The 16,343-nt window shown below is 70.1% G+C and carries 14 protein-coding genes; 8 read left to right on the forward strand and 6 right to left on the reverse strand.

What is annotated here, in order from left to right; all coding sequences use genetic code 11:
- Positions 1–40: 40 nt before the first annotated feature.
- The 5 genes from HPY32_RS24860 to HPY32_RS24880 all read left to right on the forward strand — a co-directional run bounded on the left by HPY32_RS24860 (position 41) and on the right by HPY32_RS24880 (position 5,897).
- Complete coding sequence (locus tag HPY32_RS24860; protein ID WP_171983042.1) at positions 41–1,438, forward strand: sugar porter family MFS transporter; 1,398 nt, start codon at positions 41–43, stop codon at positions 1,436–1,438.
- Positions 1,435–2,445 carry a lactonase family protein gene (locus HPY32_RS24865; protein WP_067593741.1) on the forward strand — a complete coding sequence of 337 codons (1,011 nt, stop codon included), beginning with the start codon at positions 1,435–1,437 and terminating at the stop codon, positions 2,443–2,445. Before HPY32_RS24860 ends, HPY32_RS24865 begins: the two co-directional genes overlap by 4 nt.
- A gap of 423 nt (positions 2,446–2,868) precedes the next feature.
- Complete coding sequence (locus HPY32_RS44810; RefSeq protein WP_067593738.1) at positions 2,869–3,663, forward strand: aldose epimerase family protein; 795 nt, start codon at positions 2,869–2,871, stop codon at positions 3,661–3,663.
- Positions 3,664–3,726: 63 nt separating this feature from the next.
- Positions 3,727–5,388 (forward strand): FUSC family protein, encoded by a 1,662-nt coding sequence (locus tag HPY32_RS24875; RefSeq protein ID WP_067593735.1) that lies wholly within the window; start codon positions 3,727–3,729, stop codon positions 5,386–5,388.
- Positions 5,385–5,897: a MarR family winged helix-turn-helix transcriptional regulator gene (locus HPY32_RS24880; protein WP_067593732.1), complete on the forward strand. Its 513-nt coding sequence runs from the start codon at positions 5,385–5,387 to the stop codon at positions 5,895–5,897. Before HPY32_RS24875 ends, HPY32_RS24880 begins: the two co-directional genes overlap by 4 nt.
- Positions 5,898–6,076: 179 nt before the next feature.
- Here HPY32_RS24880 and HPY32_RS24885 read toward each other — a convergent pair whose 3' ends face one another.
- The 3 genes from HPY32_RS24885 to HPY32_RS24895 all read right to left on the reverse strand — a co-directional run bounded on the left by HPY32_RS24885 (position 6,077) and on the right by HPY32_RS24895 (position 9,937).
- Positions 6,077–7,252 (reverse strand): glycosyltransferase family 4 protein, encoded by a 1,176-nt coding sequence (locus tag HPY32_RS24885; RefSeq protein WP_373686689.1) that lies wholly within the window; start codon positions 7,250–7,252, stop codon positions 6,077–6,079.
- A gap of 185 nt (positions 7,253–7,437) precedes the next feature.
- Complete coding sequence (locus HPY32_RS24890) at positions 7,438–8,724, reverse strand: erythromycin esterase family protein (protein ID WP_067593729.1); 1,287 nt, start codon at positions 8,722–8,724, stop codon at positions 7,438–7,440.
- A gap of 34 nt (positions 8,725–8,758) precedes the next feature.
- The gene (locus tag HPY32_RS24895; RefSeq protein WP_067593726.1) at positions 8,759–9,937 is read right to left on the reverse strand and encodes an ROK family transcriptional regulator; all 1,179 of its coding nucleotides are present in this window, start codon (positions 9,935–9,937) and stop codon (positions 8,759–8,761) included.
- A gap of 106 nt (positions 9,938–10,043) precedes the next feature.
- On the opposite strand from HPY32_RS24895, the gene HPY32_RS24900 reads away from it, so the two are divergent.
- From HPY32_RS24900 to HPY32_RS24910, 3 genes are read left to right on the forward strand one after another with little or no spacing between them, the layout of a single operon-like run.
- The gene (locus tag HPY32_RS24900) at positions 10,044–11,120 is read left to right on the forward strand and encodes an ABC transporter substrate-binding protein (protein WP_067593723.1); all 1,077 of its coding nucleotides are present in this window, start codon (positions 10,044–10,046) and stop codon (positions 11,118–11,120) included.
- Positions 11,117–11,854 carry an ATP-binding cassette domain-containing protein gene (locus HPY32_RS24905; protein WP_082871727.1) on the forward strand — a complete coding sequence of 246 codons (738 nt, stop codon included), beginning with the start codon at positions 11,117–11,119 and terminating at the stop codon, positions 11,852–11,854. Before HPY32_RS24900 ends, HPY32_RS24905 begins: the two co-directional genes overlap by 4 nt.
- Positions 11,851–13,062 (forward strand): sugar ABC transporter permease, encoded by a 1,212-nt coding sequence (locus tag HPY32_RS24910; RefSeq protein ID WP_231951853.1) that lies wholly within the window; start codon positions 11,851–11,853, stop codon positions 13,060–13,062. The genes HPY32_RS24905 and HPY32_RS24910 overlap by 4 nt, the downstream gene beginning before the upstream one ends.
- 168 nt (positions 13,063–13,230) lie before the next feature.
- On the opposite strand, the gene HPY32_RS24915 is transcribed toward HPY32_RS24910, so the two are convergent.
- The 3 genes from HPY32_RS24915 to HPY32_RS24925 form a co-directional block, all read right to left on the reverse strand.
- Positions 13,231–13,890: an SAM-dependent methyltransferase gene (locus HPY32_RS24915; RefSeq protein WP_067596202.1), complete on the reverse strand. Its 660-nt coding sequence runs from the start codon at positions 13,888–13,890 to the stop codon at positions 13,231–13,233.
- 174 nt (positions 13,891–14,064) lie between these two features.
- Complete coding sequence (gene ligD / locus HPY32_RS24920; RefSeq protein ID WP_067593717.1) at positions 14,065–15,021, reverse strand: non-homologous end-joining DNA ligase; 957 nt, start codon at positions 15,019–15,021, stop codon at positions 14,065–14,067.
- Between the two features lie 53 nt (positions 15,022–15,074).
- Entirely contained in the window at positions 15,075–16,286 is a 1,212-nt protein-coding gene (locus tag HPY32_RS24925; protein WP_067593714.1) for a lipase family protein, read from the reverse strand.
- Between the last annotated feature and the right edge of the window lie 57 nt (positions 16,287–16,343).

Consider the following 16,343-nt stretch of genomic DNA (forward strand, 5'->3'; position numbering starts at 1 on the left):
GACCCTGGGCACACTCGCTTGGTAGTTAAGGAAGCACCACATGCAGCAGTCGGCATCGGCGCCCGGGCGGCGACGGCGAATCGGCGTCTCCTACTTGTATTTCTTCGGAGCGCTGGGCGGGATCCTCTTCGGCTACGACCTCGGTGTCATCTCCGGGGTCCTGTTGTTCATCAAGCCGCTGTGGCATCTCGGGTCGGTGGCCCAGGGGGTGGTCGGCGGGTGCCTGGCGGCGGGGGCGGTGGTCGGGGCGGCGTTCGCGGGGCGCATCACCGACCGGTGGGGGCGGCGGCGGTCGATCATGGTCGCCGCGGTCGTGTTCGTCGTGGGTGTGCTGGGTTGCACTGTGGCGCCGACGTTTTCGGTACTGGTGGTGGCCCGGTTCGTGACCGGCGTCGCGGTGGGGTGCTCGTCGGCGACGGTGCCGACCTACCTGTCCGAGCTGGCGCCCACGCGGGTGCGGGGTGCGCTGTCGACGCTCAATCAGCTGATGATCGTGTCGGGAATCCTCATCGCCTACATCATCGACTGGGCGCTGTCGGGTGCGCAGAACTGGCGGCTGATGTTCGCCATCGCCGCGATTCCGGCCGTGGTGCTGTTCTTCGGTCTCATCGGCATGCCGGAGACGCCGCGCTGGCTGGTGCGGGCCGGGCGCGACGCCGAGGCCCGCGAGGTGCTGCGGCAGACCCACCGCGACGGCGATATCGACGCCGAACTGGGCAGCATTCGCGAGGTGATCCGGCTCGACACCGAACGGCAGGGGCGGCTGCGCGACCTGCTCACGCCGTGGGCGCGGCCCGCGCTGGCGGTGGCCATGATTCTGGCGGTCGGCCAGCAGTTCGCCGGGACCAATGCGGTGAATCTGTACGCGCCGACCATGTTCACCGACCTCGGGCTGGCCAATTCGGGCTCGCTGCTCGCCTCGATCGTCATGGGCGCGGTGAAGCTGGTGTTCACCGCGTGGGTGTTCGTCGTCGTGGACCGGTGGGGCCGAAAACCGTTGCTGCTCACCGGAAATGTGCTCATGGCGCTGGCGCTGCTGCTGCTCGGCGCGGCCGTGCTCGGCATGGGCAAGGGTCCCGGGACCGGCATCGTGGCGCTGGTGCTGCTGAATCTGTACTGGGTCGGTTACGAACTCGGCTGGGGCGCCGTGGTGTGGGTGATGATGGCCGAGATCTTCCCGCTGCGGGTGCGCGGCGTGGGGATGGGCGCCGGGAGCGTGGTGCTGTGGGCGGCGACCTTCGCCATCACCTTCCTGTTCCCGGTGCTGAACGACCAGCTGGGCCTGGCGTATTCGGCCTGGATCTTCGCCGCGGTGAGCGTCGTGCTGTTCGCGCTGGTGCGGCGGTTCGTGCCGGAGACCAAGGGGCGCAGCCTGGAACGGATAGAACTGGATCTGCGGGCGCGGGTCGGGAGAGCGCCGGGAAAGGCGGCGGCGTGACACGGTCGGCGGCCTATGTCTCCAATGCCGACAGCGGCACCATCTCGGTCCTGCACCTGACCGCCGACGGCACGGTGACACCGGTGCAGACGGTCGCGGCCGGTGCCGCGGTCATGCCGCTGGCGGTCGGCCCGGACCGCCGCCACCTGTACGCCGCGCTGCGATCGCGGCCGTACTCGGTGGCGTGCTTCGACATCGGTTCGGGCACCGGGCGTCTCACCGCGCTCGCGACGATTCCGCTGGCGGACAACATGGCCTACCTGGCGACCGATCGCACCGGTCGTTACCTGCTGGCCGCGTCCTACCCGGGCGACGTCGTCTCGGTGAACCCCATCGGGCCCGACGGTGTGGTGCGACCGGACCCGGTCGAGGTGCTTTCGACACCGCCGCATGCCCATTCGATCGTGCCCGACCCCACCAACCGCTACGTGTTCGCCACATCGCTGGGCGGCGACGCCATCCTCCAGTTCCGCTTCGACCCGGAAACCGGGCGACTGACACCGAACACCCCGGCCTTCGTCGTAACCGAACCCGGTGCGGGACCGCGACATCTGGTATTCCACCCCGCCGGTCGCCTCGCCTTCGTCGCCAACGAGCTGGACGGCACGGTCTCCGCCTTCGAATTCGATTCCGACACCGGATGTTTGACCCTGCTCGACACGTACACCGTTCTCCCCGACCAAGGTTCGAAACCGTGGACCGCCGAACTCCGCCTCACCCCCGACGGCCACCACCTCTACGCCTCCGACCGCCACACCAACACCCTCGCCACCTTCCGCATCAATCCCCACCCCGCCACCCTGACCCCCTTGGGCCACACCCCAACCGAGCCATGCCCTCGCGGCTTCGCCATCGCCCCCACCGGCCACCACCTCCTCGCCGCAGGCCAAGACTCGAACGCCCTCACGGTCTACTCCATAGATCCCCCTACCGGCACTCTCACCCCACTCGCCCGCCACCCACTGGGCCGCAACCCGAACTGGGTCGAAATCATCCCGCTCTCCTAGCACCACCATGCCCCATGCCCTTGTCCACTCGTGTGCATGCCTTTGTCCACTCGTGTCCATGCCCACGTCCACTCATGTCCCGTGCCCACTCATGACACTCATGATTCCGGCGTGCTTTTGGCCGGAATCCTCGCGAGATCCCGGCCAAAAGCACGCCGGGATCAAGGAAGGGCACGCCGGGATCAAGGAAGGGTACGCCGGGATCATGGAAGGGCGCGCCGGGATCATGGAAGGGCGCGGCCGGAATCATGGAAGGGCGCACCGGGATCAGGGAGGGCGCGCCGGGATCGTGGAAGCACATGCCGGGGACCGAAGGCCGGAGCTTCGGCTCGGTCACGCCCTGGCACGGTTGTGCCATGCTGGTCGACGGCTGCCGGTCATGCTCGGCGGCCGTATCCGAATCGCGCGAGGCGGGAGTCGACAGTGCCTGACGAAGAACTGCACCTGAGCGCGGGGGACGCGCGGCTGACGGTGAATGCCGCCACCGGGCGCGTCGCGAATTTCCGTCTCGGAGATATCGAGGTGCTGCGGACCGGCGCGCGGTTCGGCAGCTTCCCGATGGCGCCCTGGTGCGGGCGCATGCGCAATGGCGAATTGCGGTGGGAGGGCACCACCTACCAGCTGCCGCGCACCGCGGAGCCGCACGCCATCCACGGCACCGTGCGCGACCACCCGTGGGAGGTCGTCGAGCGCTCGGAGACGATACTGGTACTGGCGCAGCAGCTTCGCGAGCCGTGGCCGTTCCGCGGCCGCGTCACCCAGTCCTTCGACCTCGCCCCCGACTCCGCCGCATTCCGCATGACCGTGGAGTCGGCGTCGGATCCCTTTCCCGCCCAGGTCGGTTGGCACCCCTGGTTCCAGCGCCGCCTGACCCCCACCGGCAAGGACGTCGAGATCGACTTCACCCCCGGCTGGCAGGAGGAGCGCGGCGCCGACTACCTGCCCACCGGCAACCACATCGCGCCGCTGCCCGGCCCCTGGGACGACTGCTTCGGCATGCCCGACGGCGTCCGCGTCACCCTCACCTGGCCCGAAACCCTCCGGCTGACCATCACCAGCCCCACCCGCTGGGTCGTCGTCTACGACCTCCCTCCCGAAACGGTCTGCGTCGAACCCGAATCCGGCCCACCCAACGGCCTCAACACCACCCCCCGCCCGGTCACCCCCGCCAACCCCCTCGAAGCCGACATGACATGGCGCTGGCACTCCCTCGCCTGATCTGACGTGTGGGCTCCCGCACAAGCAGTATTTTCCAAGTAAAACATCGGTTAACCTTCTTGCATGCCATCGCTCTCCGCTCGATTTCGCGTGCCTGCTGCCCGGTCGTATCGCAGCCTGCGCCGGGCCCTGCCGATGCAGGGCATGTTCCGGTTGCGGCCGGTGGCGGACACGTGGTTGCGGTCGGGGCTGAGCGCGGTGATCGCGATCGGGGTGCCGGAGGTGGTGCTGCTGATCCTGGGGCGGCTGGATCTGGCGCTGTATACGAGCGCGGGCGGGTTGTGCGCGCTGTACGCGCACGGGCTGCCCTATGCCGCGCGGGCGCGCACGCTGGCCTGGGTGGTGTTCGGCATGACGGCGGGCACGGGGGTGGCGCTGGCGACCGCGGTGCTCACCGACTCGGCGATCATCAAGGTCGCGGTGATCGCGCTGCTGGCGGGCGTGTTCAAGATGGTGTGCGAGGCCACCCGGATCGGGCCGCCCAACAACATCATCTTCACCTTCGTGAGCGCCACCGCGGCCTTCGTGCCGCAGCGGGCCGGGGATGTGCCCGGGCATCTGGGCCTGGTTCTGCTCGGCGGCCTGCTGGCATGGCTGGTCTGCATGGCGCCGGGACTGATCCGCCCGCACGATCCCGAGCGGTTCGCGGTGGCCCGGGTGCTGGAGGCCACCGCCGCGCTGCTGCGGGCCGAACCCGGTGCGTCGCCCACGCATCGGCTGCGGCACGATGCCGCGGCCGCCGTGCACGTCGCCTGGCACACCCTCGGCCTGGTGCCCGCGCGCTCGCACACCCGCGCCGCCGAGCTCACCGCCCTCTCACACCTGGTGGTCCGGGCCGAATCCCTCACCGCCACACGGCAATCCGACCGGGCCGACGTACTCGTCGGCTGGGCCCGCGAGCTGCGTCGCGGCCGACCGGTGCCGGTGCTGGACTGCCGTCCCGGCGAGAAGGCCGAACTGCGCGGTCGCGCCGCCGAGCACGCCGACAGCCGCAGTGTCGGCGGATTCCGCAGGGTCGCACGGGCATTCGCCCCGCACTCGACGGTGTTCCCGATCGGCATGCGGGTCGCGCTGGGCAGCGCGGCGGCCGGGTGGGTGTCGCTCGCGCTCGGCGTGCACCGCCCCTACTGGGCGGTGGTGACCGCGACCGCCGTCTTCGTCGCCAATACTTCTCTGTCATGGCAGCGTGCGGTGCAGCGGGTGGCGGGTAATCTCGGCGGGGTGCTGCTGTTCACCGCGCTCGTACCGGTCACCCACGGGGCCGTGGCGTTGGTCGTGGTCTCGCTGGTGTGCCTGCTCCTCGCGGAGGGCACCATCTCCCGGAACTACGCGCTCGCCACCGTTTTCGTGACGCCGATGGCGCTGATCATGACCGAGTTCGCGGTCCGGCACCCGGCGCGGGAACTGATCACCGACCGCTGGCTGGACACCTGTGTGGGCGCGATCGTCGGCACCCTCGTCTGTTTCGCGATCCCCAACCGCCGCGTCACCGGCCGGGTCGAGGCGGCGCTGCGAAATCTGACCGCCATCACCCGGGCGGCCCCCGACCGGCCCACGGCCCGCGCGGATCTCACCGCCGCGCTCATCGAGCTGCGCGAGGCCGCCGACACCGCGGCCGGCGAATGGTGGAGCGCGCCACTGCCGGAGGAGCGGATCGTGGCGGCCGAACGCGCGGGCCATCGGGTGCTCGCCGACCTGTCGACCCGGGCGGGCGTGCCGCGATGAGCCCGGCGGAGGATGCGGTCGCCGGGGTGCTGCGGCAGTGGGCAGACACCCACCCGAACCTGGACCTCGGCCCCATCGCCATCCTCGGCCGCCTCAATCGCTGTGCGGCACTGCTGCAACGGGTCACCGACGCCCCGCTCGGCCGCGAGAACCTGAGCCGCCCCGAATTCGACATCCTCTGCGCCCTGCGCCGCGTCGGCGGCGAACTCACCCCCGGCCGCCTGGCCCGCGAAACCTTCGCCTCCCCCGCCGCCGTCACCAAACGCGTTCGCGGCCTGGAGGATCGGGGCCTGGTCACCCGCCGCTCCGACCGCCGCGACCGCCGCGTCACCCACCTCGGCATCACCGACACCGGCCGCACCCTCATCGACCGCCTACTCCCACAACAACTCTCCTACGAACACGCCCTCCTCTCCGGCCTCCCCGAACCCGAACGCGACAACCTGGCCCGAATCCTCAGCGACCTCCTCCTCATGCTCGAGGGCCGCCTGGGCGGCCTCGACCACTGACCCACCCGCCCCGGCCAAAAGCGCGCCGGGGCCATGGGGTGACGGCTCGGGTTGTTGTCATTCCGGCGTTCGCCGGTTGTGGTCCCGATGTCTGCCGGTTGTTGTCATCCGGGCGTTTCGCCGGTTGTTGTGGTCCCGGCGTGCTTTTGGCCGGGACCGTTGGGGCGCAGGAGCTTTCGCTACTCCTCGGAGGCGAGGACGCCGAGGTCGTAGGCGGCTTGGCCGGCGAGGGAGAGGGGGCGGTCGGGGAGGGAGCGGGAGTGGTGGGCGGCCAGGGCGGTGTAGTAGGCGGATTCGTAGCCTGCGCCCAGGTGGTCTACCGAGAAGCGGTCGATGACGCGGCGGCGGCAGGCGGCCGGGTCGATGCGGTGCGCCTCGGCGATGGCGGCGGGGAGGTCGGACGGGTCGTCGCAGATGATGCCGGTGACGCCGTCCTCGACCACCTCGTCGACCGCGCCGCCGCGCAGGGCCACCACCGGCGTGCCGCAGGCCATGGCCTCGATCATCACGATGCCGAAGGGCTCCTCCCAGCGGATCGGGAACAGCAGGCATCGCGCTGACGAGAGCAGCAGCTTTTTGGCTACCGCGTCGGCTTCGCCGAAGACGACGTCGCGCGGGGACAGCAGCGGCCGTACCGATTTGGTGAAGTACGCCTTTTCCGGCGGCTCGTTCATCTTCGCGGCCAATACCAATGGGATTCCCGCCGCCTGCGCGGCCCGCAATGCCAGATCCGGTCCTTTGTACGAGACATATCGCCCGAGGAACAGCGCGAAATCCTGTTTTTTCACCCGAAACGGCCATTCGCTCGCCCGAATCGCATTGTGCACCCGGCCCACCCAGTTGAGGTCGGGTGCGAGCGACCGCTGCCGATCGCTGATGGCGACCAGATGCGTGGTGTCCGCGAGCGTCCGGTAGTACTCCTGCGCCTCCCCGTCGACCGGGCCGTGCACCGTCACCACGGTCGCGATCCCGAGGTCGTGATACAGCGGGGCGTTCAGCGGTCCGGCGAAGGTGTGGTCGTGAATCACGTCGATATGGTCGGTGCGGGCCAGCTCGGCGACGATCTGGCGGACCTTGAGGGCGTTGAGCACCTCGGGGAACGGATCGCCCAGGCGGTCGGACAGGATGGTGTCCCACACCGGAATGAAACGCGCGGTGGTCCCGGCGCGTCCGGCGCCGAGCAGCGTCACCCGATGGCCCCGCGCCACCAGCGCGTCGGCCAATTGCGCGACCACGGCCTCGACGCCGCCGTAACCGGCGGGCGGTACCTCGAAATAGGGCGGAGCAATCATCACGATGTGCAACGGCGCACCGGTATCGGCGATTTTGTAGATCAATGCGTCGGCGCCGGGCAGGGTACTGCTCATGGTACTGCCTCCTCAACGTTGTGAAGGTGCGACCAAGACAGCGAGAGACCACGCATGCAATGCGGCTCTCGGGACCGAGTATTGCACTCGTCCGGACCATCACCATCCGGTAACAGTCCCTTCCGGGACTTCCCCAGTAACGGCTCCGTTAACCCATCATGAAGAAAAAATCTTCAGAACTGGACGGTCTGATCACGGGTCGTGGTCGGCACGGACAGCACCGCGTCGAAGGCGTCCGGGACGGGCATGCGCATAGGTGTGCTCTGCGAAAGGATTCCGTCGAGCAGGGGGCGGCCCTCGGCGCGCGGCGAGGGCCGCACATCGGTCAGCGTGATCCGCTCGCCCAGCCCGGCGCCGACCAGCGCCGCCTCGACGGTGCCGGGCTCCGGTGCCGCCAGCTCCGCGTCCACCAGCGAGAAGCCCACGGCCGCAGCCGGATCCGGCGCCATCTCGGGCACACTGCCCGCGGTGTGCGTCAACGCCACCGGCCGGTAGTCGGCGCCGAACATGCGATCCAGATGCAGGCCCATGGGCAGCCCGGTGATCGTCCCGCCGAAGTCGATCGGGGTGCGCAGAATGTGACTGTTGTGGGCCAGCAGCACCATCCGCGCGTCGGGATCCTCCTGCTCCAGCTGCCAGCGCACCGATTCGGCGAGATAGATCTCGCGCACCGACATGTCCGCGACGCGCCCGGCCATCATCGCGGCCGCCGCCCGGAACGTGTAGTCGGTGTGGGTCGCCGCCTCCAGCAGTCGCCGGGCGATCTCGAAACGCGGTCGGCCGCAGCGGGATACGTGCCGCGGCTCCAGCGAGCGCAGGCGCAGCAGCAGCCGGGCCAGGCCCGCGGTGACGGCGTCCTGGTCGGCGGGGTCCAGCACGGCCCAGGCCGGTGCGGCGGCCGCGCCCGACCCGGCACCCGCGAGGGCGCGATCGGCGATGTCCAGCACCGCGTCCAGCGTCGGCAGCGAGTCGGGGTCGACCTCGCGCAGGTAGTCGGCCACCGGATCGAGCACCGGCCGTAGCGAACCGGCCGCCTCCGGCAGGTCGATACCGCCGAAGCGCACCCGCCGGGCCGCCGTCGCGTTGTAGCGGCGCAGCCAGTGCAGGAAGTCGCTCGCGCCCCACCGCGCGGCGGCCGGGCTCACGACGGCCAGCTCCGCATCGGTCTCGCCCTGCACCCAGCGGTCCACGTCGAAGCCCGCGCCGAAGCCGAATTCGTAAGTGACAACGGTGAATCCGAGACGCTCCAGCAGGAACCGCACGACTCGCTGTCGCGCCCGGTGGAATTCGGTGACGAAGTGCGCGCCCTCGCCCACCGCCACGATGCGCGCGTCGCCGACGATATCGCGCAGCGGCTCCAGATCGTCGAGCGAATCGTCCACCTCGAGCGACCCGAGCAGGGTCGCGTGGTCGCGGAACCAGGCGGCGAGTTCGGCCCCGACTTGATCTTGACTGCTCACCCCCGGGACTCTACAAGGCCGCACCCACGACGTATCAACCGATAATTCCCGCCCCGCGCCGTTCGAACAGGCGATCACGCGCCACGTCCAGCGCCCGGGACACCGCCCCGGTGAGTACTCCGTCGTCGCCGAGCGCGCTCGCCACCACGCGCGGGCGCAGCGGCCCGAGCTCGGCCATGCGCGCGGCCAGCGCCTCCCCGAGCAGGTCCAGATTGCGCCCGATGCCGCCGCCCAGCACCACCAGTTCCGGATCCAGGATGGCCGCCACGGCCGTGACGAGCGCCCCGATCCGGCGGCCCTCGGCGGTCACCACCTCGCGGGCGCGCGGATCGCCGGCCGCGGCCGCGGCGAAGATCTCCTCGGCCGAGCCGGTCAGCCCGGCGCGCTGCGCCGAGCGCGCGACTCCGCCTGCGGCGGCGACGGTTTCGGTGAAACCGCGATGGCGCGCGGCCGCGGGCACGGCGTCCACCTCGGTCGCGGGCAGGAACGACACCTCCCCGGCCGCGCCCGAACTGCCCACGTACAGTTCGCCGTTGATCACGATGCCCATGCCGACCCCGGTGCCCACCGAGATCAGCACGAAGTTGCGCACCCCCGCCCCCGCGCCGAAGGCGAGCTCGCCCACCGCCGCCAGATTGATATCGTTCTCGATCGCCGAATCCACCTCCAGCGCCGCGCGCAGCCGGTCGGCCAGCCCGGCGCGGCCCCAGCCCGGCAGATTCGGCGCGTAGACCAGCCGCCCGGTCTCCCGATCGAGCACCCCCGGGCTGCCGACGACCGCGAAAGTCACCGCCGCCCATTCGATTCCGGCCTCCGCCGCGACCTCGTCGGCGAGCGCGCGCACCCGGCGCACCAGATCCGCCGCCGATCGCGCGGAGTTGCGCACCTCCCGGCGGCCGATGAACCCGCCGCGCAGATCGGCGATCGCGATCCGAATCCACTTGCGCCCGATATCGATTCCCGCGACCAACCCGGCGCGCACGTTCACGTCGTAGATGGCGGTGGTGGGGCCCGGACGACCGCTCAGCGAGCCGACCAGGTGCACCAGCCCCGCCTCCTGGAGCCCGGCCAGCGCCGCCGACACCGTCGGCTTGGACAGCCCGCTGGCCTTGGCCAGATCGCCGCGCGAGGCGGGCCCGTCCACACGCAGATGTTCCAGCAGCAGACGCTCGTTCATGGTGCGCAGCAGCCGCGGCTTGCCGGGTTGACCCATCGCCGATCCCTTCCTCGCACCCCTGGACACTCGGAAGTTAGTAAACTACCTTTCTTACCAACGCTCAACCGAGTGTGCCCCACCCTCTTTCGGCACGGTGATTCCCATGCGTCGAATTCTGATCGTCACCGCGGCCCTGGCCGCGATCACCCTGACGGCAGGCTGTAGCTCGGGCGGCGGTGGCGCCACGAAGGCCACCGGCGCCCCCACCATCGCGCTGCTGCTCCCCGAATCCAAGACCACCCGCTACGAGGCATTCGATCGACCGCTGTTCGAGGCAAAGGTGAAACAGGAGTGCGGGGCGTGCACGGTGTTGTATTTCAACGCCGATCAGGACGCCGCCAAGCAGCAGAACCAGTTCGAGTCCGCGCTCACCCAGGGCGCCGACGTCATCGTGTTCGACGCCGTCAACGCCGATGCCGTTGCGCCACAGGTGAATGCGGCCAGGCAGAAGAAGATCCCGGTGATCGCCTACGACCGGCTGATCTCCGGCATCGGCTACGACTACTACGTGTCCTTCGACAATGTGAAGGTCGGCCGGGTGCAGGGCGAGGCGCTGCTGAACGAAATGGCCAGGCGCGGTAGCACCGACAGGGGCCAGATCCTCATGCTCAACGGCGCCCCGACCGACCCCAGCGCGGGTGACTACAAGAAGGGCGCGCACCAGGCGCTGGACGGCAAGGTGCGGATCGGGCGCGAATTCGACACTCCCGATTGGAGTCCCGACAAGGCGCAGCAGGAGACCGAGCAGGCCATCACCGCGCTGGGTAGGGACGCCATCGTCGGCGTGTACTCCGCCAACGACGGCATGGCCAGCGGCGCGGTCGCCGCGTTGAAGCGCGCGGGGTACGCGACGCTGCCGCCGCTCACCGGCCAGGACGGCGAACTCGCTGCGGTGCAACGGATTCTGACCGGCGAGCAGACCATGACGATCTACCTGAACTACCGCGCCCAGGCCGAGCAGGCGGCCGAGCTGGCCGTCGCGCTCGGCCACGGCCAGCACCCGCCCGCCCCGGCGACGACCGACAACGGCACCGCCGACATCCCCTCGTTCCTGCTCGACGCCGTCGCGGTGAGCCGGGACACCGTGCGGGACACCATCGTCAAGGACCGCCTCTACACCGTCGACCAGATCTGCACGCCGGACCTCGCGGCCGCATGCCGGGCGGCAGGTCTGAAATGAGCGCCGGGACAACGATTCTCGAGGCACGCGGCATTACCAAGCGTTTCGGCGGGGTGCAGGCGCTGGCGGGCGCGGATCTGCGGGTGCGCGCGGGCGAGGTGGTCGCGCTGGTCGGCGACAACGGCGCGGGGAAATCCACTCTGGTGAAGGCGATCTCGGGCGCGATCATCGCCGATGAAGGGGAGATCGCCTTCTCCGGAGACCCGGTGCGCATCACCCGCCCGCAGGACGCGCAGGCGCTCGGCATCACCACGGTATTCCAGGACCTCGCGCTGTGCGACAACCTCGACGTGGTCGCAAATCTGCACCTGGGCACCGAGACTCGCCGGATCGGCGTGCTCGACGAGATCGTCATGGAGCGCCGCGCCCGCGACCTGCTCACCTCCCTGGACGTACGGATCCCGGACGTCCGCACGCCGGTGCGCGCGCTGTCGGGCGGGCAGCGGCAATCGGTCGCCATAGCCCGTGCGCTGCTGGGGGATCCGCGCATGGTGATCCTCGACGAGCCGACGGCGGCGCTGGGCGTCGAACAGACCGCGCAGGTGCTGGCGCTGGTGGGGCGGCTGCGCGAGCGGGGTCTCGCGATCCTGCTGATCACCCACAATCTGGTCGACGTGCGGGCGATCAGCGACCGGGTGGTGGTGCTGCGATTGGGCCGCAACGCCGGGGAATTCGAGACGGCGCGGGCCAGCCAGGAGGAGATCGTCGCGGCGATCACGGGGGCGACGTCATGAGTGAGATGGCGCTGAAAACGCGGGTGCGGCAGGGCGATTCGCTGCACGGCCTGATCGATGCCGGGCTGGACCGGTTCCGCCGGGGTGAGGTCGGCTCGCTGCCGGTGGTGATCGGGCTGGTCGTCATCGCGGTGGTGTTCGACCGGCTCAACGCGCATTTCCTGTCCGCGGAGAATCTCACCAATCTGGCCCTGCAGATGGCCGCGACCGGGACCATCGCGCTGGGCATCGTGCTGGTGCTGCTGCTCGGCGAGATCGATCTGTCCGCGGGCTCGGTCAGCGGACTGACCGCCGTCGTGATGACGCAACTATATGTGCACCACGGCTGGAATCCGGTGCTCGCCGTCGCGGCCGCGCTGGGTGCCGGGGCGGCGGTCGGCCTGCTGCACGGGCTCGCGCGGACCATGCTCGGCATGCCGTCGTTCGTGGTGACGCTCGCGGGCCTGATCGGCTGGCAGGGGCTGATGCTGTACCTGCTGGGCAAGGAGGGCACCGTGAATCTGCCCTTCGACCACGGCATTGCCAAGATCAGCGACACCTGGATGCAGCCGGGGGTGTCGTGGGCGCTGGTGGTGCTGCTGGCCGGGGGCCACCTGCTGGCGAGCCTGCGCACGCGGCGGCGGCGGGCGCGGGCGGGGCTGCGGGTGCCGGGGCTGGGCTGGGTGGTGGCGCGGTCGGGCGGGCTGGTGGTGCTGCTGGCGGCGACCGCGCTGGTGCTGAATTCCGATCGGGGAGTGCCGCTGACGCTGATCGTCTTCGGCGGGCTGGTGGTGATCGTGGATCTTCTCCTGCAGCGCACCGTCTTCGGCCGCCGCGTCTACGCGGTCGGCGGGAATGCCGAGGCCGCGCGCCGGGCCGGAATCAACGTGACCCGGGTGCGCCTCGCCGCCTTCGTCGGCTGCTCGATGCTGGCGGCGGTCGGCGGCATCCTCGCCGCGTCGCGACTGGTCGCGGTGAACCAGAGTTCCGGCGGCAGCGACATCCTGCTCAATGCCATCGCCGCCGCCGTCATCGGCGGCACCAGCCTGTTCGGCGGCCGTGGCCGCGCCTACGCCGCCCTCCTGGGAATCCTTGTCATCCAATCGATTACGAACGGCATGCTGCTCCTGAACGTCGACTCCTCGGTCCGCTTCATGGTGACCGCCGCCGTCCTCGCCGTGTCGGTAGCAATCGACTCCGTCGCCCGCCGAGGTGCGGAGGGACGTTGATCCCGGCCCGCCCAACCTCTCATGATCCCGGCGTGCGCACCTCTCATGATCCCGGCATGCGCACCCCTCATGGTCCCGGCATGCGCACCTCTCATGGTCCCGGCATGCGCACCATTCATGATCCCGGCATGCGCACCATTCATGATCCCGGCATGCTTTTGGCCGGGATCACCCCACCCGCCGAATCAAAACAATATTGTCCAGCAACATCCCCGTCTCTCCGCTCGGCCCCACCGCTTCCCGCTCCGCCGACTCGATTCGCTCGGCCCGCCAACGGCTTTCATCGAGGTCCAGCTCGTCGACCACCTCCTGTGCGCTCGGAAACCGCACATCCTCGGGCAGGTCCCGGGCCCACGGCGGCGCGGCCCCGTGATCCACCACGAGCAGCACCCCGCCGGGCGCCAATGCCTCGGCCGCGGTGCGGAGGATGCGGGCGCGCGGGAATTCCAGTGGGCTGTGGAAGAATTGGGCGGAGATCAGGTCGAAGGCGCCGTCGGGGAACGACTCCGCGAGGTCGTGCCGTTCGAAGGTGATCCGATCGCTCACGTCCAGCTCGGCGGCGAGCTCGCGGGCCCGGTCGAGCGCGACATCGGCGACGTCCACCCCCGTCACCCGCCAGCCGCGCGCGGCCAGCCAGACGGAATCGCCGCCCTCACCGCACCCGAGGTCGAGCGCACGTCCCGCGGGAAAATCCGAAACCATCCGGACCAGAACGGCATTCGCATTGCCGCTCCAGATGTGCTCGGTGCCGTAGCGCTTGTTCCACACCTCCTGCGGCGTGCCGGTGGTGTCGAAGCCGGGGTGGGGCGCGTGCCGATGCGTGGTCATGGGGTCCGGTCTCCTGTCGAAGCCATGGCGGCGATCACCCATCGCGAGGTCACTGGTCATCTGTTCGTTCGCTGCGGAGAACACCTGGAAGGTCATGCCCCACGATGCGGCGCACCGGCCCGAACGGGCAAGAATATTTGCCGATCCAGCAAAAGGGCCGGAACCGCGGAATGCCTATGACCCTTCCCGCCGGGCGCGGGCGCGTCGTTTGCCCTCGTGCATGGCTTGGACCCGGGCCACCGGAATGGTGTGGCCCTCCGCGATCAGGTCCGCGGGCAGGGCCTGCGGTCGCGGCATCTCCTCGGCCCACGGGTCACGATCGCCGAGCGCCCGCGCGGCCGTGTGGATGGTGAAGTCGCCGGGAACGACCGACTCCAGCTCGGACCAGGCCAGCGGGAACGACACCGTCGCGCCCGGCCGCACCCGCGGGCTGTAGGCGGCCGCCACGGTCGCCCCGCCGGACCGGGTGGAGTCGAGAAATACCTTGCCGCCCCGGTCTTCTCGAATGAACGCGGTGGTCGCCAGGGCCGGATCGAGGCGCTCGGCGCGCGCGGCGACGGCGCGGGTGGCCGCGGCGGCGTCCTCGATCGCGATCCCGGGCTCGATGGGGACGAACACGTGCACGCCCTTGGAGCCGCTGGTCTTGACCGCCCCGGACAATCCGTCGTCGGCCAGCGCCTGCCGGATCAGCTGCGCGGCCAGCACCGCCTGCCGGAACGGTTGTCCCGGTGCGGGATCCAGGTCCAGCACCAGGTGGGTCTGCCCCTTGCCGTAGTCGGTGAGCAGCAGCGTCGGGTGGTATTCGATGGCCCGCTGATTGCCGAACCACACCAGCGTGCGCACGTCGTTGCACAGCGCGTAGGTGACCTCGCGATGCGAGCTCTCGGCCCACAGGGTCACCCGCTCCATCCACTCGGGCGTGTACTTGGGCAGGTTCTTCTGCATGAACGGCTCCTGCCCCGGCCGGATCCGCACCACCGACAGCGGCCGGTCCCGCAGGTGCCCCACCATGCGCTCCCCGACGGCCTCGAGGTAGTCGATCAGATCGCGCTTGGTGGCCTCGGCCCCGTCGAACAGCGGCTTGTCCAGATTGGTCAGCGTGACACCCGCCCGGACTTCCTCGCCGCTCATGGCCTCACTGTGCCCGGTACCCGACACCCGGTCAACCACCGGGCCGCGGTCGGTCAGAGCCGGCAGTTCGAGGGCGCGGGTTCGCCGCGGAAGCGGGCGTCGAGCCAGTCGACCATCGACGGCAGGCCGAGCACGGCGGCGGACAGGTGTTCGGGGGAGGGCGTCTCCTCGGTCTGCAGCCGCACCCCGGCCCGGCAGTACCGGCGGTTGGTATTCACGATCGCGTCGACCGGGATCAGCGGATCGGTGGGCGAATGCCATTCGAAGATCGGCATGGTCGGCACGCCGTCGTAGAGCTCCAGGCTGTTCTCCTCCGCCACCGACCAGGCCTCGGGGCTCTGGATCAGCGCGGTGCTGGTGGCGAATTCGAGGACGCTGTGCCCCGCACCGGCGGCCATGATGTCGTTCGTGCAGCCGTTGGCCATCGCGTTGCGGACCGCGAGCCCGCGCTCGTTCATGTAATTGCTGATCGGCAGGCGGTCCGGATACTCGCGCTCCAGCCCGATCGCCGCGGCCATGGCCAGCCCGAACGCCGGATGCGAATTGGTGTTCAGCGCTTCGACCATCGTCTTCAGGTTCATCGGCACCCCGCCGGTGGCGGCCCCGGCGATCCTCAGCTCGGGCGCGTACGTCGGTTGCAGCGCCGCCGCCCACGCCGTCGCCATGCCGCCGCCGGAGTACCCGGCCATCGTGACCGGGCTGCGCGCGACGCCCAGCTCCGGCACCCGCTGCACCGCGCGGATCCCGTCCAGGGTGATCTGCCCGCCCAATCGCGCTGCGCCATAGGCGAATTGCGGTCCCAGGTGATCCGGCAGGGCGACGCTCCAGCCGCGCTGCAACAGCACGTTCAGGGCGGGCGCCTCGCGCACCATCCGGTTCGGGTCGTCGGTGTACAGCACGTGCGAGACCGCGCATCCGGTGCCGAGCCCGTTGATGATGTGCTGGTACGACAGCAGCGGGCCGTCCGGGCGATGCCCTGCCGGGGTCAGCACGGTGGTGGTCGCCGCGATCGGCCTGCCCTGGGAGTTGGTGGAGCGGAACTTGATCAGCGTGACCGTGGTGCCGGGGAACGCGCCCAGCGACGGCAGTTCCCGGGTCGCGAGCACGTCGCCGGGCTGGCGCCGGTCCAGATCCGGCGGCGCGGCATAGAAGGGGTCGGGATCCGGTTGCGGATAGATCGGCTGCGCGGTCGCCGTCGCGGCCATCAGTAGGCCGACGGTGAGCCCGGCGAACGCACCGATCAGGCGCCCGCCCTTCCTGCGCATACCCGAACGCAGACCCTGACCAGCCACTCGCACGACCTCCGTCGATTTATTACTATC

It is taken from the genome of Nocardia terpenica (genome assembly GCF_013186535.1).
Taxonomy (GTDB): domain Bacteria; phylum Actinomycetota; class Actinomycetes; order Mycobacteriales; family Mycobacteriaceae; genus Nocardia; species Nocardia terpenica.

What these genes read in the sequence shown, in the direction of transcription:
- HPY32_RS24875 (WP_067593735.1), top strand. Translation starts at nt 3,727, where the DNA reads ATGCCATCGCTCTCCGCTCGATTTCGCGTGCCTGCTGCCCGGTCGTAT.
- HPY32_RS24895 (WP_067593726.1), bottom strand. Translation starts at nt 9,937, where the DNA reads ATGGGTCAACCCGGCAAGCCGCGGCTGCTGCGCACCATGAACGAGCGT.
- HPY32_RS24880 (WP_067593732.1), top strand. Translation starts at nt 5,385, where the DNA reads ATGAGCCCGGCGGAGGATGCGGTCGCCGGGGTGCTGCGGCAGTGGGCA.
- HPY32_RS24925 (WP_067593714.1), bottom strand. Translation starts at nt 16,286, where the DNA reads ATGCGCAGGAAGGGCGGGCGCCTGATCGGTGCGTTCGCCGGGCTCACC.
- HPY32_RS24910 (WP_231951853.1), top strand. Translation starts at nt 11,851, where the DNA reads ATGAGTGAGATGGCGCTGAAAACGCGGGTGCGGCAGGGCGATTCGCTG.
- HPY32_RS24915 (WP_067596202.1), bottom strand. Translation starts at nt 13,890, where the DNA reads ATGACCACGCATCGGCACGCGCCCCACCCCGGCTTCGACACCACCGGC.
- HPY32_RS24900 (WP_067593723.1), top strand. Translation starts at nt 10,044, where the DNA reads ATGCGTCGAATTCTGATCGTCACCGCGGCCCTGGCCGCGATCACCCTG.
- ligD (WP_067593717.1), bottom strand. Translation starts at nt 15,021, where the DNA reads ATGAGCGGCGAGGAAGTCCGGGCGGGTGTCACGCTGACCAATCTGGAC.
- HPY32_RS24860 (WP_171983042.1), top strand. Translation starts at nt 41, where the DNA reads ATGCAGCAGTCGGCATCGGCGCCCGGGCGGCGACGGCGAATCGGCGTC.
- HPY32_RS24905 (WP_082871727.1), top strand. Translation starts at nt 11,117, where the DNA reads ATGAGCGCCGGGACAACGATTCTCGAGGCACGCGGCATTACCAAGCGT.